At 29.6% G+C, this 21,828-nt stretch carries 19 protein-coding genes and 1 riboswitch; of the genes, 7 read left to right on the top strand and 12 right to left on the bottom strand.

Going from position 1 to position 21,828, the window contains the following annotated elements; translation table 11 throughout:
- Positions 1 to 13 precede the first annotated feature (13 nt).
- Positions 14 to 1,270, bottom strand: a complete 1,257-nt coding sequence (gene lysA, locus WHD07_RS02345; protein ID WP_105048719.1) for a diaminopimelate decarboxylase — start codon at positions 1,268 to 1,270, stop codon at positions 14 to 16.
- Positions 1,271 to 1,482: 212 nt separating this feature from the next.
- Here lysA and WHD07_RS02340 point away from each other — a divergent pair, with 212 nt between their 5' ends.
- The 5 genes from WHD07_RS02340 (at position 1,483) to WHD07_RS02320 (ending at position 9,016) form a co-directional block, all read left to right on the top strand.
- A complete protein-coding gene (locus tag WHD07_RS02340) occupies positions 1,483 to 3,345 on the top strand; it encodes a DNA topoisomerase IV subunit B (RefSeq protein ID WP_105048718.1) in 1,863 nt (620 codons plus the stop codon).
- Positions 3,335 to 3,526 (top strand): hypothetical protein, encoded by a 192-nt coding sequence (locus WHD07_RS02335; RefSeq protein ID WP_343329894.1) that lies wholly within the window; start codon positions 3,335 to 3,337, stop codon positions 3,524 to 3,526. Before WHD07_RS02340 ends, WHD07_RS02335 begins: the two co-directional genes overlap by 11 nt.
- A gap of 642 nt (positions 3,527 to 4,168) precedes the next feature.
- Positions 4,169 to 6,907 carry a DNA gyrase/topoisomerase IV subunit A gene (locus WHD07_RS02330; protein WP_343329893.1) on the top strand — a complete coding sequence of 913 codons (2,739 nt, stop codon included), beginning with the start codon at positions 4,169 to 4,171 and terminating at the stop codon, positions 6,905 to 6,907.
- Positions 6,908 to 6,916: 9 nt separating this feature from the next.
- Positions 6,917 to 7,633, top strand: a complete 717-nt coding sequence (locus WHD07_RS02325; RefSeq protein ID WP_343329892.1) for an aspartate/glutamate racemase family protein — start codon at positions 6,917 to 6,919, stop codon at positions 7,631 to 7,633.
- A 48-nt stretch (positions 7,634 to 7,681) separates the two neighbouring features.
- Positions 7,682 to 9,016, top strand: coding sequence for a LuxR C-terminal-related transcriptional regulator (locus WHD07_RS02320; protein ID WP_343329891.1), 1,335 nt, complete (start codon positions 7,682 to 7,684; stop codon positions 9,014 to 9,016).
- Positions 9,017 to 9,202: 186 nt separating this feature from the next.
- On the opposite strand, the gene WHD07_RS02315 is transcribed toward WHD07_RS02320, so the two are convergent.
- The 8 genes from WHD07_RS02315 to WHD07_RS02280 form a co-directional block, all read right to left on the bottom strand.
- Complete coding sequence (locus tag WHD07_RS02315; protein WP_343329890.1) at positions 9,203 to 9,763, bottom strand: hypothetical protein; 561 nt, start codon at positions 9,761 to 9,763, stop codon at positions 9,203 to 9,205.
- A gap of 9 nt (positions 9,764 to 9,772) precedes the next feature.
- Positions 9,773 to 10,903 (bottom strand): ABC transporter substrate-binding protein, encoded by a 1,131-nt coding sequence (locus tag WHD07_RS02310; RefSeq protein ID WP_343329889.1) that lies wholly within the window; start codon positions 10,901 to 10,903, stop codon positions 9,773 to 9,775.
- Complete coding sequence (locus tag WHD07_RS02305; protein WP_343329888.1) at positions 10,900 to 11,940, bottom strand: GMP reductase; 1,041 nt, start codon at positions 11,938 to 11,940, stop codon at positions 10,900 to 10,902. Before WHD07_RS02305 ends, WHD07_RS02310 begins: the two co-directional genes overlap by 4 nt.
- Before the next feature lie 350 nt (positions 11,941 to 12,290).
- Entirely contained in the window at positions 12,291 to 13,403 is a 1,113-nt protein-coding gene (locus tag WHD07_RS02300) for an ABC transporter substrate-binding protein (protein ID WP_343329887.1), read from the bottom strand.
- A 1-nt stretch (position 13,404) separates the two neighbouring features.
- The gene (gene cobC / locus WHD07_RS02295) at positions 13,405 to 13,932 is read right to left on the bottom strand and encodes an alpha-ribazole phosphatase (protein WP_343329886.1); all 528 of its coding nucleotides are present in this window, start codon (positions 13,930 to 13,932) and stop codon (positions 13,405 to 13,407) included.
- Complete coding sequence (locus tag WHD07_RS02290; RefSeq protein WP_343329885.1) at positions 13,917 to 14,684, bottom strand: adenosylcobinamide-GDP ribazoletransferase; 768 nt, start codon at positions 14,682 to 14,684, stop codon at positions 13,917 to 13,919. Before WHD07_RS02290 ends, cobC begins: the two co-directional genes overlap by 16 nt.
- A gap of 4 nt (positions 14,685 to 14,688) precedes the next feature.
- Positions 14,689 to 15,723 carry a nicotinate-nucleotide--dimethylbenzimidazole phosphoribosyltransferase gene (gene cobT, locus WHD07_RS02285; protein WP_105048706.1) on the bottom strand — a complete coding sequence of 345 codons (1,035 nt, stop codon included), beginning with the start codon at positions 15,721 to 15,723 and terminating at the stop codon, positions 14,689 to 14,691.
- Positions 15,724 to 15,729: 6 nt separating this feature from the next.
- Positions 15,730 to 16,233 (bottom strand): bifunctional adenosylcobinamide kinase/adenosylcobinamide-phosphate guanylyltransferase, encoded by a 504-nt coding sequence (locus WHD07_RS02280; RefSeq protein ID WP_105048705.1) that lies wholly within the window; start codon positions 16,231 to 16,233, stop codon positions 15,730 to 15,732.
- Positions 16,234 to 16,469: 236 nt separating this feature from the next.
- Positions 16,470 to 16,687, top strand: a riboswitch (cobalamin riboswitch).
- Between the two features lie 31 nt (positions 16,688 to 16,718).
- Between WHD07_RS02280 and WHD07_RS02275 the strand changes: the two genes are divergently transcribed.
- Positions 16,719 to 18,599 carry a TonB-dependent receptor plug domain-containing protein gene (locus WHD07_RS02275; RefSeq protein WP_343329884.1) on the top strand — a complete coding sequence of 627 codons (1,881 nt, stop codon included), beginning with the start codon at positions 16,719 to 16,721 and terminating at the stop codon, positions 18,597 to 18,599.
- A 5-nt stretch (positions 18,600 to 18,604) separates the two neighbouring features.
- Complete coding sequence (locus tag WHD07_RS02270) at positions 18,605 to 19,693, top strand: cell surface protein (protein WP_343329883.1); 1,089 nt, start codon at positions 18,605 to 18,607, stop codon at positions 19,691 to 19,693.
- Between the two features lie 71 nt (positions 19,694 to 19,764).
- Here WHD07_RS02270 and WHD07_RS02265 read toward each other — a convergent pair whose 3' ends face one another.
- From WHD07_RS02265 to WHD07_RS02255, 3 genes are read right to left on the bottom strand one after another with little or no spacing between them, the layout of a single operon-like run.
- A complete protein-coding gene (locus tag WHD07_RS02265; protein WP_343329882.1) occupies positions 19,765 to 20,277 on the bottom strand; it encodes a hypothetical protein in 513 nt (170 codons plus the stop codon).
- A 3-nt stretch (positions 20,278 to 20,280) separates the two neighbouring features.
- The gene (locus tag WHD07_RS02260; RefSeq protein WP_105048701.1) at positions 20,281 to 21,000 is read right to left on the bottom strand and encodes a DUF3307 domain-containing protein; all 720 of its coding nucleotides are present in this window, start codon (positions 20,998 to 21,000) and stop codon (positions 20,281 to 20,283) included.
- 1 nt (position 21,001) lies between these two features.
- Positions 21,002 to 21,616, bottom strand: a complete 615-nt coding sequence (locus WHD07_RS02255) for a SatD family protein (protein ID WP_105048700.1) — start codon at positions 21,614 to 21,616, stop codon at positions 21,002 to 21,004.
- Positions 21,617 to 21,828 lie beyond the last annotated feature (212 nt).

Here is a 21,828-nt window from a genome sequence, read left to right as displayed (position 1 = left end):
TAAAATACGTTTTTTAAGCGTCTACTTTTTGATCTTTAGTTGTTTTTTTAGCGCTTTTTTCTTTAGAAAAATCAATGATTTCTTGGTTGTGTAAGATATCCTGTATTGTTTGTCTTTTTCTAATTAAATAATCTTTTCCTTTATGCACCATAACTTCTGCAGGTAAATAGCGCGAGTTGTAGTTAGATGCCATAGAAAAACAGTATGCACCAGCATTGTGAAAACATAAAATATCTTCTTCTGAAATTTCTGAAATTCTTCGGTTAGAAGCAAAAGTATCTGTTTCGCAAATATAACCTACCACAGAGTAATAACGATCTCTTCCTGTTGGATTAGAAATATTGGTAATATGGTGATAAGAATCGTACATCATTGGTCTTACCAAATGATTAAAACCAGAATCTACATGCGCAAATACCGTAGAAGTTGTTTGTTTTACAACGTTTACTTTAGCTAAAAACACACCCGCTTCAGAAACTAGAAACTTACCAGGTTCAAACATTAGTGTAATGTCTTTACCGTATTCTTTACAAAAACCATTAAAACGTTCAGAAAGTTGTACGCCTAATTGCTCAATATCTGTAGAAATATCACCTTCTTTATAAGGTACTTTAAATCCACTTCCAAAATCGATAAAATCGATATTTTCGAATTGTTTAGCCACATCAAACAAAATGTCAGAGGCACGTAAAAAAGTATCGATATCTAAAATATCAGAACCTGTGTGCATGTGTATTCCGTTAATGTTCATTCCTGTATTTTCTACTACACGTTTAATGTGTGGTACTTGGTGAATTGAAATACCAAATTTAGAATCGATATGACCTACAGAAATTTTAGAATTTCCACCCGCCATAATATGCGGATTGATACGCACACAAACAGGAATGTTAGGGTGTTTTTGTCCGAATTGTTCTAAAATATTAAGGTTGTCAATATTAATTTGAACGCCTAATTTTGCTACCGCTTCTATTTCCGATAAAGAAACTCCATTAGGTGTATAAATAATATCATGTGGTTCTATACCAGTTGTTAAGCACAATTGAACTTCTTGAAAAGAAACCGTATCTAAACCAGAACCTAAATTTTTAAAGAACTTTAAAATATTAATGTTAGAAAGTGCTTTTACAGCATAATTTAACTTTAAATTTTTAACGCTACTAAAAGCATTTGTTAATCGGTTGTATTGCGATTCTATTTTGTCTGTATCGTAAACATATAAAGGACTTCCGTATTTATTTGCTAACGCTATCAATTGAGTATTTTCCACTTTGTTTCATTTTATATGAGGCTTCAAAAGTACTAAAATTGTTGGGTAAACAATTACTTGTTTAAAAATATAACATATTGTTTTTTTCTGTGATTTTTACATTAAAAAGCTCGTTGAAATCCTGTTGATAACTAATTAACTTAGGTATTTTATTTTAGCGAGTTTAATGTTATTTTAGCGAGGCTTCAAACCTAACAACAGTAAGACATTTCATGAGTCAAGAAACAAAATATACCGAAGATAATATCAGGTCTTTAGACTGGAAAGAGCATATAAGAATGCGTCCAGGAATGTACATTGGTAAATTGGGAGATGGTTCTTCTGCAGATGATGGAATCTATATTCTTGTAAAAGAAGTTTTAGACAATTCTATCGATGAATATGTAATGGGCGCAGGTAAAACCATTGAAATTGCTATTCACGGAAGTAAAGTAACCGTAAGAGATTACGGACGTGGAATTCCTTTAGGGAAAGTGGTAGACGTGGTTTCTAAAATGAATACGGGTGGTAAATACGACTCTAAAGCGTTTAAAAAATCCGTTGGTTTAAATGGTGTGGGTACAAAAGCAGTAAATGCACTTTCTTCTTTTTTTAGAGTAGAATCTTCTCGTGAAGGGAAGTCTGCTTCTGCAGAATTTAGCAAAGGAAACTTAGAAAATCAAGAGTTCTTAGAAGAATCATCTAGACGTAAAGGAACAAAAGTTTCATTTATTCCGGATGAAGAAATTTTTAAGAAATACAAATTCAGAAATGAATATGTAGCAAAAATGTTAAAGAATTATGTGTATTTAAACCCAGGTTTAACCATCATTTTTAACGGAGAAAAGTTTTTTTCTAAAAACGGATTAAAAGATTTATTGGAAGATAATAACAATATAGACGATATGTTGTATCCAATAATTCACCTAAAAGGCGATGATATAGAAGTTGCCATAACACATAGTAAAACGCAATATTCAGAAGAATATCATTCTTTTGTAAATGGGCAACATACCACACAAGGAGGTACGCATCAATCTGCTTTTAGAGAAGCAATTGTAAAAACAATTAGAGAGTTTTATGGTAAAGCTTTTGAAGCTTCAGACATTCGTAAATCTATTATTTCTGCCGTTGCAATTAAGGTGATGGAACCTGTTTTTGAGAGTCAAACAAAAACAAAATTAGGTTCTACAGATATGGGAGGAGACTTACCAACGGTAAGAACTTATATTAATGATTTCTTAAAAACAAAGCTAGACAATTACCTGCATAGAAATACCGATGTTGCAGATGCACTTCATAGAAAAATTGTTCAGGCAGAGAAAGAACGAAAAGAACTTTCGGGTATTCGAAAATTAGCAAAAGACAGAGCAAAAAAATCTAGTTTACACAATAAAAAATTACGCGATTGTAGAATTCATTTAGGCGACACAAAAAAAGAAGCATATTTAGAATCTACTTTATTTATTACAGAGGGAGACTCTGCTTCTGGTTCTATCACAAAATCTAGAAATGTTAATACACAAGCCGTTTTTAGTTTAAAAGGAAAGCCTTTAAATTCTTACGGATTAAGTAAAAAGATTGTGTACGAAAATGAAGAGTTTAACTTATTGCAAGCAGCTTTAAATATAGAAGATGGTTTAGAAGATTTGCGTTATAACAATATTGTAATTGCAACCGATGCCGATGTAGATGGTATGCACATTCGTTTATTGTTAATTACATTTTTTCTACAATTTTTTCCTGAGTTGATAAAAGAAGGGCATTTATATATTTTAGAAACCCCGTTATTTAGGGTTCGTAATAAAAAACAAACGTTTTATTGTTATTCTGATGATGAAAAACGAGAAGCAATTGATAAATTAAGAGGAAAACCAGAGATAACACGATTTAAAGGTTTGGGAGAGATTTCTCCCAACGAATTTGTGCATTTTATTGGAAATGACATTCGATTAGATCCGGTTATGTTAGATAAAGAAATGTCTATTGAACAAATGTTAGAGTTTTATATGGGTAAAAATACTCCAGATAGACAAAAGTTTATTATAGATAATTTAAAGGTTGAATTGGATTATGTAGAGGAAGATGAAATTTAGTAAAAAACAAATTAAGAACATTTTTACCGGAATTTTTGCGTTGCTTTTATTGTTTTGGTTGTTTCAAATAGATTGGAATAATATGTCTAGCAAATCTAATTCAGGAGCATTCTTTGGCGTTTTATCGGGTGCATTGTTTATAATTTCTATGCAAATTAAAGATAAAGAACACAAGGAGTAAGCATGAAAACAAGAGGAACCAATTTGGCACCTCAAGTTGTGGAGGAAATATATATTTATATGTAATCTTTACAGAACAAGGAGTTGCAATGTTATGGAGTGTTTTAAATAGTGATAGAGCGATTGCTGTAAATATTAAAATGATCTGGATTTTACCAAAAAGCGAGAATTATTAAGTAATAATTTAAGTTTACGATTGGAAATTGAGAAGATTAAAAAGAAAGTAACCAACAATAAAAGAGAATATATAGAATTAGTTTTTTCTTATTAAATGTCATTACGAGGAACGAAACAATTTCTTTAATAAAATTGAGATGGTCACAGAAAGTGAAAAACTTTTCTCAAAATGAAAAAACAGAAAGAACAAAAATTGGGTATCAAATAGATAAAGGTAAAAGCAAATAGTTTGCAAGTATGCCTGCGTTAGGGATTGAAGTGAAAATCCTTTTTTTTGTTTAAAGTATCATTGCGAGGAACGAAGCAATCTTTTTATTAAATTGAGATTGCCATAGGTAGTAAAAAAAAATCTTAACAATGACTGATACAAAAAAAAGATTGTAGCGTAAAGCCCGACCTTTTTAGGGAACGCCCAAAATATAGAAATACACAGTTAAACGATTAAACAATTAAACGTTTAAAAAGAATGAGTGAAGATATAAACGAACACGAACACGAAGAAGAATTAACGAATCAGCATGAAGAATTAGATTCGCCCCAAGAAGAAACCATTACCAAGGTTACAGGAATGTACAAGGAGTGGTTTTTAGATTATGCTTCGTATGTAATTTTAGAAAGAGCGGTTCCGTCGTTAGAAGACGGGTTAAAACCTGTGCAGCGTAGAATTATGCATTCTATGAAAGATTTAGATGATGGACGTTACAATAAGGTAGCGAATATTGTTGGTCATACTATGCAATATCACCCACATGGTGATGCTTCTATTGCAGATGCCATGGTGCAAATTGGTCAGAAAGAATTGCTGATTGATATGCAGGGTAACTGGGGGAATATTTTAACAGGAGATAGGGCAGCGGCTTCTCGTTATATAGAGGCTCGATTATCTAAATTTGCGTTGGATGTTGTTTTTAACCCGAAAACAACCGAGTGGAAAATGTCTTATGATGGACGTAGAAAAGAGCCGATAGATTTACCAGTAAAGTTTCCGTTATTGTTAGCGCAAGGTGCAGAAGGAATTGCGGTAGGTTTGTCTACTAAAATATTGCCACACAATTTTATAGAACTAATTGACGCTTCTATTAAATATTTAAAAGGGAGAAGTTTTAAGATTGTACCAGATTTTTTAACAGGTGGTATTGCAGATTTTACCCATTATAATGATGGTAAAAGAGGGGGTAAAGTTCGTGTACGTGCTAAAATTTCTCAGTTAGATAAAAAAACGTTGGTGATTAACGAAATTCCGTTTTCTACCACCACCACAACTTTAATAGATAGTATCTTAAAAGCCAATGATAAAGGTAAAATTAAGATAAAAAAGATAGAAGATAATACGGCAGCAGAAGTAGAAATTTTAGTGCATTTACCACCAAATGTTTCTCCAGATAAGTCTATTGATGCATTGTATGCGTTTACCAATTGTGAAACTTCTATTTCTCCTTTAGCATGTACAATAGAAGACAATAAACCGGTATTTGTTGGAGTTTCTGAAATGCTAAAACATTCTACAGATTTAACGGTAGAGTTGTTAAAGAAAGAACTAGAAATTCAGTTAAACGAATTAGAAGAACAGTGGCATTTTTCTTCTTTAGAACGTATTTTTATTGAAAATAGAATTTATCGTGATATTGAAGAAGAAGAAACTTGGGAAGGTGTAATAGAAGCTATTGATAAAGGTTTACAACCACACATAAAACATTTAAAACGTGCAATTACTGTAGATGATATTACGCGTTTAACAGAAATAAGAATTAAAAAAATATCTAAATTTGATATTGACAAAGCCAAACAATTTATAGAAAGTTTAGAAGATAAAATTGCAGTGGTTAAAGACCATTTAGCCAACTTAATAGACTTTGCAATAGATTATTTTAAACGCTTAAAAGATACTTACGGAAAAGGAAAAGAACGTAAAACAGAAATAAGAATTTTTGATGATATTGTAGCATCAAAAGTGGCCATGAACAATGCAAAACTTTATGTAAATAGAGAAGAAGGTTTTATTGGAACTTCTTTAAAAAGAGATGAATTTGTAACCGATTGTTCGGATATTGATGATGTTATTATCTTTAGAAAAGACGGAGGAATGATGGTGTCTAAAGTAGATGCAAAGACCTTTGTTGGTAAAGATATTATACACGTTGCAATCTTTAAAAAGAAAGATAAAAGAACAGTGTATAATTACATGTATAGAGATGGTGCTAGAGGACCATCTTACATGAAACGTTTTAATGTTACTGCTGTTACAAGAGATAAAGAATACGATTTAACAAACGGAAATAAAGGTTCTATTGTTCATTATTTTAGTGCAAATTTAAACGGAGAAGCAGAAGTTGTTACTATTAATTTGCGCTCTGTGGGGAGTGTAAAAAAACTAAAATGGGATATCGATTTTGCCGATTTAGCTGTAAAAGGAAGAGCGGTTAGAGGAAATAGAATTACAAAATATGCAATTAAAAGTGTCGATTTTAAATCTGAAGGAGTTTCTACGTTAAAGCCACGTAAAATTTGGTTTGATGATGCTGTACAACGTTTAAATGTTGATGAAAGAGGCGAGTTGTTAGGAGAATTTAGAGCAGAAGATAAATTATTGATTATTACACAAAGTGGAAAAGCAAAAGCGGTAAAACCAAATTTAGCGATGCATTTTGAAGATGATATGATTGTGTTAGAAAAATGGAAACCTAACAAACCCATTTCTGCTATATATTTTGATGGAGAAAAAGAACGTTATTATGTAAAACGCTTTTTAATAGAAACACCAGAAAAAGAAGAAGAATTTATTTCTGATCATGCTAAAAGTCAGTTAGAAATTGTTGCCACAGATTATAGACCTATAGCAGAAGTAGTTTATTCTAAACGAAGTTTAGAGAATGAAGAAGTTAATTTTGAAGAATTTATAGCGGTTAAAGGGATAAAAGCACAAGGAAATCAATTAACAACAGAGAAAATAAAACAAGTTAATTTATTAGAACCTTTACCTTTTGAAGAGCCAGAAGAAGAAACATCTGAAGAAATAGAGGTGGTAGATGAAGAAGTTATAGAAGATGAATTGCCAATTGAGGTGCCAGAAGCAGAAACTAAAAAACCTGTATTAGAAGAACTTTCTGCAGAAGAAAAAGCAAAAATTGCTTTGCAAAAATCGATAGCAAGAAAAAAAGCCGAACAGAAGAAAATAGATGATGAAAATCAAACGAAACTGTTTTAAAACTAAATTATGAAAAAAATAGGTTTAATTGGTGGTATAACACCTGAGTCGACTATTTTATATTACCGAATTTTAAATCAACTAAATGCTAATAATTTAGGGAAACCTCATTCTGCAAAAGTAATTATAAATTCTTTTGATTTTGGACAAATAGCTAAACTTCAAAAAGATGGAAGATGGGATTTGTTAGATGAATTAATGGCAGAAGCAGGAAAAAGTTTAGAAAAAGCTGGGGCAAGTTGTATTTTAATTTGTGCTAATACTATGCATTTGTGCATTGATGCCGTTAAAAAAGTAGTTACTATTCCGGTGATACATATTGCAGAAGCAACTTCTAAAAGGGTCCTAGAACAAAAGGTGAAAAAGGTGGCTTTATTAGGAACAAAATATACCATGGAAAAAGACTTTTTTATTGATGTTTTAAGTTCTTTTGGTATTGAAACTATGATTCCCGCTGAGGATGAAAGAGAAATAATTCATCAAGTAATTTATGACGAACTTTCTATTGGAAATATCAATCCTGTTTCAAAAAAAGCGTACCTGAAGATTATTAATAGATTGATAGAAAATGGGGCAGAAGGTATTATTTTAGGTTGTACAGAAATTCCATTGTTAATTGAGCAAGAAGATGTTTTGGTTCCTGTTTTTGATACAGCTACAATTCATGCCACAGCAGCTTTTAAACTATCTATTATAAATCAACAGCAACAGCAACAGCAACAGTAATTTTTTTATGATTGAAATAAAAGTAATCGCTTTACAAAAGGCTATTTAATGAGGTATATTTTATTTATTTTCATTTTGTGGTATCATATTAATGGATTTTCACAAAAGGATGTGTATTTCTATAAAGATGTGAATAATTCACTTACATTAAAAGAGGTAAAAGAGAAACCGTTTCAATTGTTAGAGAATCAAATAAGCGAAGGCTATACAAACGCTACTTATTGGTTTAAAATACCAACGCATAAAACTACTTCAAAATATGTTTTTAGACTTGCGTATGATAGATATAATGCTGCAAATATTTATCAAGAATTTAATAAAGCAGAAAAACTTTCTCATCAAAGATATTTAACGTACCGTTTTTCTAGGGATAACGATGTTTATATACAAATAATACCCAAACTTCATTCTTATTTTCCTATTGAGTTTGACACCGAAGAAGTTTCTTTTTTAAAACAAAAACATCAACTTATCTTAAATTGTTTTTATTATGGGGTTGTTTTTGTAATAATTTTTTATAATTTATTTTATTATATATTGTTTAAAGATGATGCTTTTTTGTATTATGCTTTGTTTTTAGGCTTTACGTGTTTAGGTATTTATACCATGGATGGTATGTTAAATTTTTACGACATTAATCAAAAACTCATTGACGTTATTGTTGTCTTAAATTATACGTGTTTAGCTTATTTTTCATCTAAATTTGTCAATAGTTATTTGTTTTTAGATAAATATTACCCTCATTTAAAAAAATATAGTTACGTAATTGGAGGTGTAATTATTACCAGTGCCATCCTTTATTATATTTTTAAAAGTTATTATTATTTTCTTACGCTTAATGCACTTGTATTTTTATTACTTCTATCTTATTGGATTGTTACCATTTTATTATTCAATAAAAATTTTTATAATAAAATATTAGCATTGGCTTATGTACTCATTCTTTTTTCAGGAATCGATTATTTTATTTTAAAACTTATTGGTTTTTCTATTTTTGATATTAATGCCATTAATATTAAAATTGGCGCTTTTTTAGAAATGACAATTCTTTCTTTTGCGGTATTATATAGAATGAAAGCATTAAAGAAAGAAAATGATTTTATGAGAGAAAGAATTATATCTTATTCTCTTGAACTTAAAAATTTATCTGAAGAGATTTCTGATGAAAAACAGTTGACTATAGAAAAATTAGAAACCGTTTTAAGTTTAAGAGAAGATGAAATTTTTCAATTAATTGTGGCAGGAAAATCGAATAAAGAAATTGGTGATTTATTAAATATATCAGTAAATACTGTAAAATTTCATGTAAAAAACATTTATGAAAAATTACAGATTAAAAGTAGAAAAGAAGCGCTAGTTATAGCAAAAAATCAGCATTTATAGGTGTTTTACAAAGGTAACTACCCATAAACTACCCAAATACTACCCGTTAAATTATTAAAATTAAATGATATTTATACTAATTTTGAAGTGTACTTATTATCCCCCAAAATAATACGATATAAGGCCTTCTATAGAAATATAGAAGGTTTTTTTATTTCCGTTTTTATTAAAAAGTTAATTAAATTATTAATAGCTTTTACTAATAAAAGGAGTTTCTTTAAAGCCTGTTATTTTATTGATTAGAATTGTGGCTGTAAAAAAATAGTTGCAAAGTAAATTCGCAAATTTGGGTAAAATATCTGCAACTTCTATTTTTTCTTTATTATGAATAATTACCATTAATCTAATTGCTCTTTTTGAAAGGGAAGAACATTGATTTAAAATCCCTACGGGAGATGTTCCTCCTGGTAAAACAAAACCAGAAATGTCATCTTTTACAATTATTTTCATATTTCTGTAATATGCTAACAATTGCTGATGATCGTTTTCTGTGATGGCCAATTTACCTCTTATAGAACCATTAAGATGATAGCAAAGTGGTAATAACCAATTAAGTTCCTGTGCTAAGTTTTCTAACTCTTTGTTATTGGAATACTCTAATTTTAATTTAGAAAGTTCATCAATAGCCCAAGCAACCATACGCGTAAGTTGGTCTGTTTCTATTTCGTAATCACAAAGTGATGATTCTTCGTACATAAAAGGGTAACAAAGTTCATCAATGTTAGATTTTGGTCGCAGTTTTTTCATGAAAAAATATTATTTTAATTTTCTATAAAAAGTAAATTGATACTCTTTAAGTACTTCTGGATGTACTATTTTAATTAAATCTTTTAATACTAAATCTGGTCTAGTAGGTGCCAATTCATAATAAATAATACCACCTGTTTTACCTTTTAAACTTGTTGGAGTATAGATTTTATCATTTTTAAAAGCATCGAATTCTGTATACAAAGAATTACTTTTTATCATTTGTTCTTTAGAGGTAAAATGAGCAGGAGCAATCCAAAATTCAGCATTTAGTCCTTTCTCAAAAACACTCTCAAAACTTAAAGATAAACTTCCTTTTCCTTTTGTGTTTTTCCAGAGATAATCTAAATTAGCATCTTTAAAAAAAGTAGCAACAAAGCTTTCTCCTGCAGGTAAGTTCCAAATATCTTTACTCATAATAGCACCAGAAAGAATAGTTGGTTTTTTATTAGATTTTAAAGCAATTTTTTTAGCATCTAAATAATTGCTTTCTATAACTTTAAAAATACTGTCTGCTTGTTTTTCTTTGTCAAATAGAACGCCAAAAAATTTAATCCATTCAGCTCTTCCTAAAGGAGATTCTTCTAGCCAATCTCCATTATAAATTACATTTATGCCTGCCTTTTTAATGGTTGTTAAACTTTTGTCTGCAGATGAAACACTATATCCCACCACTAATTCTGGTTGTTGATCTAATAAAATTTCTGTGTTTAAAGAGGTTTCTTTCCCTATTTCAGCTATTTTGCCAGCATCAATTAATTTTCTTGTTTTTTTTGATGAGATAAACTTTGCATACGGAAAACCTACAATGCTCGTTTCTTTATTTAACAACTCTACCATAGGTATATGAGTTGTTGAAGTCACCACAATTTTTTGAATAGGAGTGTAGATGGCATTCTTAGAGCTTACTTTTGGGTCACTTTTTTTTATTATGCGATATTCAGTAACTTCTTTAGAGTTTTGGTATGCAGACTTTATAATGAGCTTTTTAATACCATTATCCTCTACAATATCAAACCCTTTGGCATATTTAACAGGACTTTCAGCTGTTGTTTTTTCATCAACTTTTACAACTTCTTTTTTACAAGAAATAGCAATGAACAAGAAACATATGGCTGAAATTAATTTTAATTTTTTCATGAAGAATACACTTGGTTTTCTTGTTCTTGAACACGGATAAAAGTGGTTCTTTTGGTTAATTCTTTTAATCTGCTAGCACCAACATAGGTACATGTAGATCTTATTCCTCCTAAAATATCTATAATGGTTGCTGCTACATTTCCTCTATAAGGAACTTCAACAGTTTTACCTTCAGAAGCTCTATAATTTGCAACACCACCAACATGTTTATTCATGGCTGTGGTTGAGCTCATTCCGTAAAAAGCTTTAAATTTTTCTCCATTTTTTTCAATTAATTCACCACCACTTTCCTTATGACCTGCAAGCATACCTCCTAACATTACAAAATCTGCACTACCACCAAAAGCTTTAGAAAGGTCTCCAGGAATTTTACAACCTCCATCAGAAATAATTTGCCCACCCATACCATGAGCAGCATCTGCACATTCTATAATTGCAGATAATTGAGGATAACCAACACCTGTTTTTACACGAGTTGTGCAAACCGAACCAGGACCAATACCTACTTTTATAATATCTGCGCCAGCTAAAAGTAATTCTTCTACCATTTCACCTGTAACAACATTACCCGCAATAATTACTTTATTAGGATGGTTTTTGCGCATTTTTTGTACAAAGTTTACAAAGTGTTCAGAGTATCCGTTGGCAACATCTACACAAATAAAGTTTATTTGTGGAAATTTAGTTAAAATCTGTTTTACTTTTTCAGAATCTTCTTTTCCTGTACCAGTACTAACAGCTATGTTTTTTAATAGTTTAGCATCTGCATTGGTAGCAAAATCAGTCCATTCTTCTAATGAATAATGTTTATGAATTGCTGTAAAAAGTCCGTGTTTAGAGAGTGCTTTTGCCATTTCAAAAGTACCAACAGTATCCATATTAGCAGCCATAATTGGTATTCCTTTCCAAACAACATCACTATGTAAAAAAGTGAATTCTCTTTCTAAGCTTACTTGCGAACGCGATTTTAAGGTAGATCGTTTAGGGCGAATCATTACATCTTTAAAACCTAATTTTAATTCATTTTCTATTCTCATCTCTATCAAAATTATTAAGTGATAAAGGTATTAAATTTGAAAGTGAATTTATTAGATTCTTTATAAGAAAGAATGTGTAAAATTTATTGAACATCAAATTAAAAGGATATTTCTATGAACTTGTTGTGTATTTAGAGCTTTTTTAACTCTAAAATGTCAGTTCGAGTGATTTTAAGCTGCTAAAAAGTGTATCGAGAACAATTTAATAACTTAAAATAGGTATTCTTGGTACAAATTCTATGCATTGTAATCGTTAAATTTGCTAGAATTGACAGATTTTTATCGAAAGCACAACAATTTTTATGAACTTAAAAAGAATTAAGAAACCTTAATTGATGACGTTTATTTTTTTATTCCATTTTTTGAAAGAAAGTTAAACTATAGTTTGGTAACAAGTCTGAATTTGTAATTTTAATAATATCTTTTAAAACTAAATCTGGCCTTGTAGGTGCTTTTTCAAAGTAAATAAGTCCGCCAGTTGCTCCTTTATTATTTGCGTATGTGTAAATATTTCCCTTTTTAAAAGCAGAAAAAGAGTTGTATTTTTGGTTAGAAGTTAACATATCTGCTCTGTTTTCAAATAAACCACAACCTATCCAAAAATCGGCAGCTAGCCCTTTGTCTAAAACACTTTCTATACTTAAGGCTAAGCTACCTGTTCCTTTGGTGTTTTGCCATAAAAAGTTGGTGTTGGCATCTTTAAAATAGGTGGCAATAAAACTGTCTCCTGCAGGCATATACCAAAGGTCCTTAAATAAGCTGCCAGATATAATTGTTGGAATTTTCTTTGCTTTTAAAGCAATTTTTTTAACAGATAAATAATTTGTTTCAATAACGTTAAAAATACTATCGGCTTCTTTTTCTTTATTAAATAGTACACCAAAAAACTTTATCCACTCAGCACGTCCTAAAGGAGTTTCTTCTAGCCAATCTCCATTATAAATAACAGGTATGCCGTTTCTTTGAATTGTTTTATATGTTTTGTTATTGCCATTTAAACCAAAACCAATTACCAGCTCAGGAGCCAGTTCTATAAGTCGTTCTGTATTCATGGTTTGCTCACTTCCTAATTCTATTACATGACCAGCATCAATACGTTTTCTTGTTTTTATGGATGAAATAAATTTTGTTTGAGGAAACCCAATTAAAAAATTTTCGGCACCAATTTCTTCTAACATTGGTATGTGTGTAGTACTTGTTACCACAATATTTTTAACAGGTACTTTTAACTCGTTTGTACTAAGGTTGGTTTTGTTACCTAAAATATATGTAAACTGTGTTTTTGCGTTTTGATAGGGTTGCTTTATAATTAATTTCTTTTGATTGCCTGTTGTAATAATGTCGAATCCTTTGGCATATTTAATGTTGGTTTTTACTGGGGTTTTAACAAGTTTAATGGGTTTATTTTTCTGACAAGAAATAAAAAAAATACTAATTATTAAGAGAGGTAAAAGGTGTTTCATTTTAATAGTTTAGTTTTAAAACTTGTGCATACTGTAATTTTAAATCAAAAGACTTTTCTAAAGGTGTTTTATGAATAAAAGAATACAAGCTTCTCATAACTCCTGCATGGGTTACAATAACAACTTTTTTAAATTCTTTTTGTGCAATTTCTAATAAGAAATTGGTAGTTCTGGCATGTAAATCTAAATACGATTCACCATTTGTAACAGCAACTTTTACAAAGTCATTCATCCAGATATCTAAGGCTTCTTGGTTGATGTCGTTCCAGTTTTGTAATTCCCAATCTCCAAAATCTAATTCTTTTAAGCGATCATCAAAAAGAATAGTATTTGATAACTTTTCTGCCAATTTTTTACATCTTTTTAGCGGACTACTATAATATACAGTTTCTGCATCATTTATAGAAACATCTGTTAAAATAGGTTTTATTTCTTCTAAAAAAGTATCGGTAACATCAATATCTGATTGCCCGTAGCAAATTCCTTTGTCTATTTTGGGCGTGGTGTGTCTAATTAATATAATTTCCATAAAACAAGTATAAAAAGATAAAAAACAACTTCTGCCACTTGTTGCAAAGCACCCGCACAATCTCCTGTTTGACCTCCAATCCATTTTTTAAAAAAACGAGCTAAATACCAATAGGTTATTAATAGTGGAATAAGGCTTAGAAATACCCAATGATTTTTAAAAAAGAAAAGAGGTAAAACTCCAAAAATAAAAGAAATCACTAAAGATTTTGTACTCATTTGTGTGGTTGTTGGCTTTATTTTTGAGCTATCAATATCTCTAACATACGGATGTGTGTAGAGTAGGATAGTAGCTGTAAAACGACTAATAGCATGACCAGAAATAATAAGTAAAGGAATATTTATGTGTGCTACACAGAGTGTTTGTATTGCAGAAAACTTTAAAATAAGAATAGAAAACAATCCTATAACACCAAAAGTTCCTAATCTAGAATCTTTCATGATTAGTAATATTTTTTCTTTAGTCCAACCACCACCAAAACCATCGCAACTATCTGCAAAACCATCTTCATGAAAAGCTCCTGTAGTCCAAATAGAAGCAATCATACTTAGAATAATGGCAATTTCTGGGGTAAAAATAAAAGTAGCTAAGTAGTAAATAAGTGCAGCAATAGCGCCTACTAAAATACCCACTAAAGAAAAGTAACGGTTACTTTTATTTAGCATTTCAGACGAATGGCCCACCCATTTAGGGCATGGTATTCTTGTAAAAAATAAAATGGCAGTTAAAAAATAATGAAATTCTTTTTTCATAGGTTTAAGCTTCGCTTACATTGGCACTTTCAAAAGTTGCCATTTCGTTTAAAAATAGTGTTGCAGATTGTATAATTGGTAGTGCAACAGCAGCTCCAGTACCTTCTCCTAAGCGTAAACCTAAATTTAAAATAGGTTTTACCTTTAAAAAATCTAATATTTTTTGATGACCTTGTTCTCCAGATGAATGCGTAAAAATACAGTAGTCTAAAACATTTTTATCGATAGCATTTGCGGCTAATAATGCTGATGTTACAATAAAACCATCAATTAAAATTGTCATTTTTAAAGCGGCAGCTTCTAAAATAGCACCTGCCATCATTACAATTTCGAAACCACCAAAAGTAGCGAGTGCCTCTGTTGGCGAGTCTATATTTTTAATATGCTTTTGGTATACTTCTGTTAAAACATTCTTTTTTTGTTGCAATCCTTCATTGTCTAAACCAGTTCCTTTACCAACACAGTTTTCAATACCAATTTTTGTAAAATAACTCATTAAAAGTGCAGCAGAAGAAGTGTTACCAATGCCCATTTCTCCAAAACCAATGGTGTTGCATTTATTTTGAAATAAATTGTTTACAATTTCTTTTCCTTTTTCTAAAGCAGCTTTACATTGTAATGTTGTCATGGCTTTTTCTAAAGAAAAATCTTTGGTTCCTTTTGCAATTTTAGCAGAAATTAATTCTTTATTTTCATCGAAATTGGCATTTACACCAGCATCAACAATTTTTAGGTTGATTTTATTTTGTTTGCAAAAAACATTAATTGCTGCGCCTCCGTTTAAGAAATTAAACACCATTTGTTGTGTTACTTCTTGTGGATATGGACTTACTTTTTTTGATTTTGTTATTCCATGATCACCAGCAAAAACAACAATACTTGGTGCTGTAATTTTTGGTGTTAACGTGTTTTGAATACGACCTATTTTAATGGCAATATTTTCTAACATACCTAAAGAACCTATAGGTTTTGTTTTAAAGTCTATTTTTCTTTGAAGTGCTGTTTCAATCTCTTTAGAAAGTGCAGTTATTTTTGACATCTTGTTTTATTTTAGTTTTAAAGGCAGTCCAGAAACCATAAAAGTAGCCTTGTCAGCTTTTTTAGCAATAAATTGATTTACCCATCCTTGTAGTTCTGTAAATTTTCTTCCAGATTCTGTGGTAGCATGTAATCCCATACCAATCTCGTTAGAAATAATGATAATGTGAGCATCAATTTCTACCAGTTTTTCTATTTGTTGTTTGGCTAATTTTAAAGATTCTTTTACGTCGTATTTTGTGTCAACATAAAAATTTGTCAACCATAAAGTAACGCAGTCAATAACAACTGTAGATTTATCAGGGATAACGGCACTAATATTTTTTTCCTCTTCAATGGTTGTCCAACGTTCATCTCTATCAGAAATATGTTTGTCTACCCTTGCTTTAAAATCTTTATCCCAAATTCTAGAAGTTGCCAAATAAAAAGGGTTTTTAGAAATGTCTTCCGCTATTTTTTGAGCATAACTACTTTTACCAGATCTTTCTCCTCCTGAGATATAATGAATCATAATTTAAAAAATATAAACACAAAGGTTAGAAACATTTTTTAAAAAAGGAAAGAATATCTTTAATAGTATTCAAGTTTCTTTTTTTTTAAGAATGATTGTATTTTGTTTGATACCTGCTTTGGTAAATGGAATAAAATAGTTGTCTAAAAAATTACCTTTTATAGATTTTAAAATATCTAATGCATTAAACAAAAAAGTTTATAAAGTATAAGTATTGCAATACTTAAAAATAATTTACATTTGCTAAAAATTAAGGTTTTGTTCTTTCTGAGAACAAATTAAAAGGGAATTCGGTGAAAAACCGAAGCTGTTCCCGCAACTGTATGTTTGTTTCGAATCATTTTTTCGAAACCTCTTTTTAGAGCTGTTATTAATTCTTTACCACTGACATTTTTGTTGGGAAGGTCTATAACAGGTAACAAGCCAGGAGACCTGCCTAATTTATAAAAATAAATACAAGCTTTCGGGATAAAGGTCAGGTTGTTATGAAGAATTATATTTTATCTTTTTTGTTTTTACTTTGTTGTGCTAACACTGCGTTTGCTCAAAAGGATACGATTGCAAATAAGTTAAAAGAAATTGTTGTTATAGCAAAAAAAGAGCAAAAACATAAAATACTTGGACTAAAAAAACTAAAAATAGTTACTAGTCAAATTATTAAAAACCCAATAAACCTTACTAATTTATTAAGATACAATAGCCCTATTTCTTTAAGAGATTATGGTAATGGAGGTGTAAGTACTGCTCGTTTTAGAGGTACTTCTGCATCGAATACAGCAGTATTATGGAATGGAATTTCTATCAACGCAGTAGGAAGTGGTCAAACAGATTTTAACTCTTTGTCTGCAAGTATTTCTGATGAAATTATAGTTCATAGTGGTGGAGGAAGTATCGATTATGGTTCTGGTGCTATTGGTGGTACTGTGCATTTAAATGATAATTTATCATTTAAAAAACATAAAGATTTTTATTTGTTTTCTTCTTACGGAAGTTTTAATACGACTTCTAATTTTTTTAAAGCCAATGTTGGAACAGGAAAATGGGCTGTAAAATTTGCTGCAACATTAAATTATTCTGATAATGATTATACATTTATTGATACTCGATATAAAAATAGTGACGGTAGTTTGTTGAAAAACGAAAATGGAGTTTATAAAAATTATGGCGTAAACTTTAGTTTAGGATATCAGTTCTCTAGTAAAAACAAACTGTATTTTTATACAACAGGTTATTATGGAGATCGTTTATTTTCTGATGGATTACCAAATCCTGCTGCAGGCAGCGAAAGAAATGAGGATTTTAATCAAAGGAATTTATTAAAATGGAAATACTCTTTTTCTAATTTTACACAAACCTTAAACGTGGCTTACTTAACACAAGAGTATCGATATTATGATGATAAAAATGCTACAGATTATGTTTTTGGAAAATCAAAAAATTATAACATCAATTATAATTTAAAATATCGTTTTTCTAATTATTTAAAAATGGAAACATCGTTAATTTATGATGAAAACAGAGGTACTACTAATGAGGTTTTTTCAAAAAAAAGAACATTGTTTGCTGGTATAGCTAAAGTTACTTTTAAGCCAACAGAGAAATTAACAACGGCAATTAACTTTAGAAAAGAGTCTAATTCAGATTTTGAAGTTCCATTATTAGTATCCGTTGCTGCAGAGCAGGAAATTACAGATAATTTAGCCTTAAAGGCAAATGTATCTACAAATTACAGGATACCAACTTTTAATGAGTTGTATTGGCCAGTTGTTGGTAATTTAGATTTAATACCAGAAGAATCTGTACAAGGAGAAATTGGTGCTTCTTTTAAGAAAAAAAATATAGCAATTACTACATCACTTTTTTATATTCATTTAAAGCATAAAATTTTATGGTTACCTACTGCAGCATCTAATTTATGGAGACCAAGAAATGTAGGTGATGTTACGCATAGCGGAGCGGAAACAGCTGTTAAATTATCTAAAAAAATTAATGAACATTCTTTTAATTTTTCTACGAATTATACGTTTACGTTAGCAAAAAACAAGGAAACAGATACGTTTTTACCTTATGCACCTAAGCATTTATTAAACTTTAATTTAGATTATGAGTATAAGAAAATTTCTTTTTTTATGCAGCATTTATATCAAAGTAAAGTGTATACAAATGAAATTAATTTAGATTTTTACTCCTTAGAATCTTTAAATGTTACCAATTTTGGTGGCGATTTTAAGGTGTTTGAAAATAAAAAGAATAAAATAAAAATAGGTTTTAAAGTAAATAATATATTTAATAATGTGTATTATTTTTCAAACTTACGTCCTATGCCTGGTAGAAATTACAATATTAATATAAACTATAAATTTTAATACAAATGAAGATTACAAAATCAATTTTTAAACTATTCATAATTAGTTTAGTTTTTACATCATGTTCTAATAATGACGAAGAATTTCCAGAAATTACAGGTAATTATAAAGACGGAATTATTGTAAGTGCAGAAGGAGGATTTGGTAATAAAGATGGTTCTATTTCTTATGTAAATGAAAATTTAAATAGATTAGCAACTAATTTTATCTATACGGGTGTTAATAATGCACAATTGGGTGGTTTAATTCAGTCTATATCTTTTACAGATACAGAAGCTTATATTATTTTAAATGATGTGAATACAATTGTTGTTGCAGATAGATATACTTTTGAAAAAATAACAGAAATTAATACAGGTTTAAATAATCCTAGATACATGGCAACTGCTAATGGTAAAGGATATATAACTAACTGGGGAAATCCTTCTGATATCACTGACGACTATTTAGCAGTAATAGATTTAGCGACAAATACAATAGAAAGTACAACGATTTCTTTAGATAATGGTGTAGAGAGAATTCTTGCAAAAGACAATAAATTATATGTTTCTCATAAAGGTGCATGGTCTTCTAATAATATTATTTCAATTGTAGATTTAGCAGCTAATAATACTGTTGAGAAAATTATTGTAAAAGATAACCCAGATGAATTAATTTTTGATGTTTCAGGGAATTTAATTGTATTATCTGAAGGGAAACCTTTAACTTATGGAGGTGCGCCAGATTATGCAGTGTTAACAAATACAACTTCTTCAATTTCATTTATCAACCTTAGTAATAATACAATAACAAAGGAGATTGAATTTAGTGATAATGAAAGAGCATCACAAATGTCTTATGTAAATGGAGAAATTTACTATTACATGGGATCAGAGCAAAAAGTATTTACTATTAATGAAAACGATACAACACTTGCTACAGATGGTATTGCTACAGGTAATATTTATGGTATGTCAGTTAAAGATAATAAGTTATTTACTACTAGTTATAGTTTTACTGCGCTAAGTAAATTAATAGTGACAGATTTATCTACAAAAGAAGTAGTATATAGCTCGCCTGTAGGTTTAGGAGCTTCTAAAATATATTTTAATTAATAAAGATCTTTTGAAAAAGGAAATTTAGTTAAAAACTCCTCTTAGAATTTTCTAAGAGGAGTTTTTTTTATTTATAACAGTTTTTTAACTTCATTCTTAATAAAGCTAACAGCTGTATCTGTTGGAGGTAGTGTTTTAGAATAGTAAACAATAACATTTTCTCTTAATTCATTTGCAGATTTTGAGGTTTCTGCTACTTGCCTTAATTTATTAATAACAGTATTTTTAGCAGCTAATATGACGGTCCAAGTATCATCAGAAATATAAATTTGTTGCACTAGGTTGTGTTCAAACTCTTGTTCTACATTGGCAATTAATAACTGTAAATAATCTTGTGTGTTTTCTGAAATTGGTTTTACTCTAACTAAAATTTTAATAGGATTAATACGCTCGCAAAATAACAACATACGCTCATAAGCCTGTAATTTTATAGGCAAAGTATCTTTGCTTTTTTGAGCTAGAATTTCCATTCTACTTTTAGGCTTTTGTTGAGCTATAAGCTTGTTAAACATATAATAGCTAACCAAACCTGTTACTGCAGCAGGTAAAATATACACAATACTTGCTATTAATTTTTCTTCCATAAATTAAAGTAAATTTAATAGATACAAATATAGAACTCCTAAAAAGATAGCAAAGCCAAAACTTAATAAAGTACCAATTAAAATGTATTCTGTAAGTTTTCTGTCTTTTGATGAAGTTAAATCTCCAAATCTAAAAACAGATTTTGCAGCTAATAAAAAACCAATAGCTTCCCAGTGGTTACTAATTACAAACGTAAATACAAACAAACGTTCTAGCATACCAATATAACGGCCTGCTTTTGCTAAAGATTCATCATTTTCTTTTTCACTTTCAGGATTCCATTGGGTAATTATAATTTTAATAACTATTGCCGAAACAAAAACAACTAACAGTAAAAATATAATTAATAATAAGATTTTATCTGTGATAAAATTTTCTATTGGTAAAGAAAAATCAACATAAAAAGACGTAGCAAAACCTAATGTAATTAGATGTAATACTTGATCTATAAAAAACCAAATTCGTTGGGTGTTTTTTGTTTGAAGATACAGTTTTAATAGATCTATTAAACAATGTGTACCTATTATGAACAGAAATGCTAGCCAATATTCTTGTAAGTTAAATTGAAGTACAAGTAATAGTAATAAGGCATGAATACCAATATGAAAGTATAGTTTTATAGATTTTATTTTCTTTTCTTCTTTGTTTTTTACCCATTTTTCTGATTGAAAAACAAAATCGCCTAAAATATGTGCTAATAAAAATTTTAAAAATAAAAGCATTTTACAGTTGTGTTTTCTGATGAATTAATTTTCTAAAGCGTTTTTCTAGTTTCATAATGGCATCAAAACCAGAACGTTTTTGTCTTTCGCTGACTCGTCCTTGAGTGATTCCTAAGATAGACGCTATTTCTTTTTGAGTAATATTTTCAGACTCTAAAGACAGCTTAAAAACTTCTGCAGAATTTTTTGTCCAAGAATCCATAGTTAATAAAGCCAAATCAAAAGCAATATTTAATTCTTCATCAATTTCTTGCCAAGGTGTTTTTATAGCAATTGTTTGCTTTTTTAAATACGTATCAAATGCATAGCCAGAATTTATAAAAGCTTCGCCATTAGAGGCGGTAATTTCTGCCATATTAAATTCTTTTTTACCAATACCAATACCAATTCTTACATCAATATCTTCTGTAGATTTTAAGTGAGCTTTCAACTTTAAAGCAGCATAAAATGCGTCTTCGCAATTCTTTATTTCTACCTGAAAGCTATCGCCTCTATAAACTTGCCAATATTTAGGCGATTCGCCAAAAGTAGCCAGCGTTTCTTTTAAGGTTTTTAACCAAAAATGATCGTCTTGTTTTCTAGAATCGATAATATCACCTGTTAAAATACTTGTCATTATTATTCTAAATTTTTAGCTAAGATATCATTTATTATCCTAAACAGCAAAATTATCTGTCTATGAACAGATATTTTAAATTATCTGTCTATAAGCAGATATTTGTATTTATCTGCCTTTAAGCAGATATAATGATGATTCTAATAAATAATTTGTTGATAAAAAGGACGCTTCTTCTTTTTTAGAAACGAATAGTTTGGTTAATTTCACGT

Origin of the sequence: Polaribacter staleyi (assembly GCF_038024045.1) — a bacterium.
Lineage (GTDB): Bacteria > Bacteroidota > Bacteroidia > Flavobacteriales > Flavobacteriaceae > Polaribacter > Polaribacter butkevichii.
The sequence above is the reverse complement of the archived record's forward strand: the minus strand, read 5'-3'. Positions and strand labels throughout refer to the sequence as shown.

Bases quoted from the DNA above. Each gene is read 5' to 3' on its own strand.
- WHD07_RS02340 (WP_105048718.1), top strand. From the start codon at position 1,483: ATGAGTCAAGAAACAAAATATACCGAAGATAATATCAGGTCTTTAGAC.
- WHD07_RS02335 (WP_343329894.1), top strand. From the start codon at position 3,335: ATGAAATTTAGTAAAAAACAAATTAAGAACATTTTTACCGGAATTTTT.
- WHD07_RS02330 (WP_343329893.1), top strand. From the start codon at position 4,169: ATGAGTGAAGATATAAACGAACACGAACACGAAGAAGAATTAACGAAT.
- WHD07_RS02325 (WP_343329892.1), top strand. From the start codon at position 6,917: ATGAAAAAAATAGGTTTAATTGGTGGTATAACACCTGAGTCGACTATT.
- WHD07_RS02320 (WP_343329891.1), top strand. From the start codon at position 7,682: ATGAGGTATATTTTATTTATTTTCATTTTGTGGTATCATATTAATGGA.
- WHD07_RS02315 (WP_343329890.1), bottom strand. From the start codon at position 9,763: ATGAAAAAACTGCGACCAAAATCTAACATTGATGAACTTTGTTACCCT.
- WHD07_RS02310 (WP_343329889.1), bottom strand. From the start codon at position 10,903: ATGAAAAAATTAAAATTAATTTCAGCCATATGTTTCTTGTTCATTGCT.
- WHD07_RS02305 (WP_343329888.1), bottom strand. From the start codon at position 11,940: ATGAGAATAGAAAATGAATTAAAATTAGGTTTTAAAGATGTAATGATT.
- WHD07_RS02300 (WP_343329887.1), bottom strand. From the start codon at position 13,403: ATGAAACACCTTTTACCTCTCTTAATAATTAGTATTTTTTTTATTTCT.
- cobC (WP_343329886.1), bottom strand. From the start codon at position 13,932: ATGGAAATTATATTAATTAGACACACCACGCCCAAAATAGACAAAGGA.
- WHD07_RS02290 (WP_343329885.1), bottom strand. From the start codon at position 14,684: ATGAAAAAAGAATTTCATTATTTTTTAACTGCCATTTTATTTTTTACA.
- cobT (WP_105048706.1), bottom strand. From the start codon at position 15,723: ATGTCAAAAATAACTGCACTTTCTAAAGAGATTGAAACAGCACTTCAA.
- WHD07_RS02280 (WP_105048705.1), bottom strand. From the start codon at position 16,233: ATGATTCATTATATCTCAGGAGGAGAAAGATCTGGTAAAAGTAGTTAT.
- WHD07_RS02275 (WP_343329884.1), top strand. From the start codon at position 16,719: ATGAAGAATTATATTTTATCTTTTTTGTTTTTACTTTGTTGTGCTAAC.
- WHD07_RS02270 (WP_343329883.1), top strand. From the start codon at position 18,605: ATGAAGATTACAAAATCAATTTTTAAACTATTCATAATTAGTTTAGTT.
- WHD07_RS02265 (WP_343329882.1), bottom strand. From the start codon at position 20,277: ATGGAAGAAAAATTAATAGCAAGTATTGTGTATATTTTACCTGCTGCA.
- WHD07_RS02260 (WP_105048701.1), bottom strand. From the start codon at position 21,000: ATGCTTTTATTTTTAAAATTTTTATTAGCACATATTTTAGGCGATTTT.
- WHD07_RS02255 (WP_105048700.1), bottom strand. From the start codon at position 21,616: ATGACAAGTATTTTAACAGGTGATATTATCGATTCTAGAAAACAAGAC.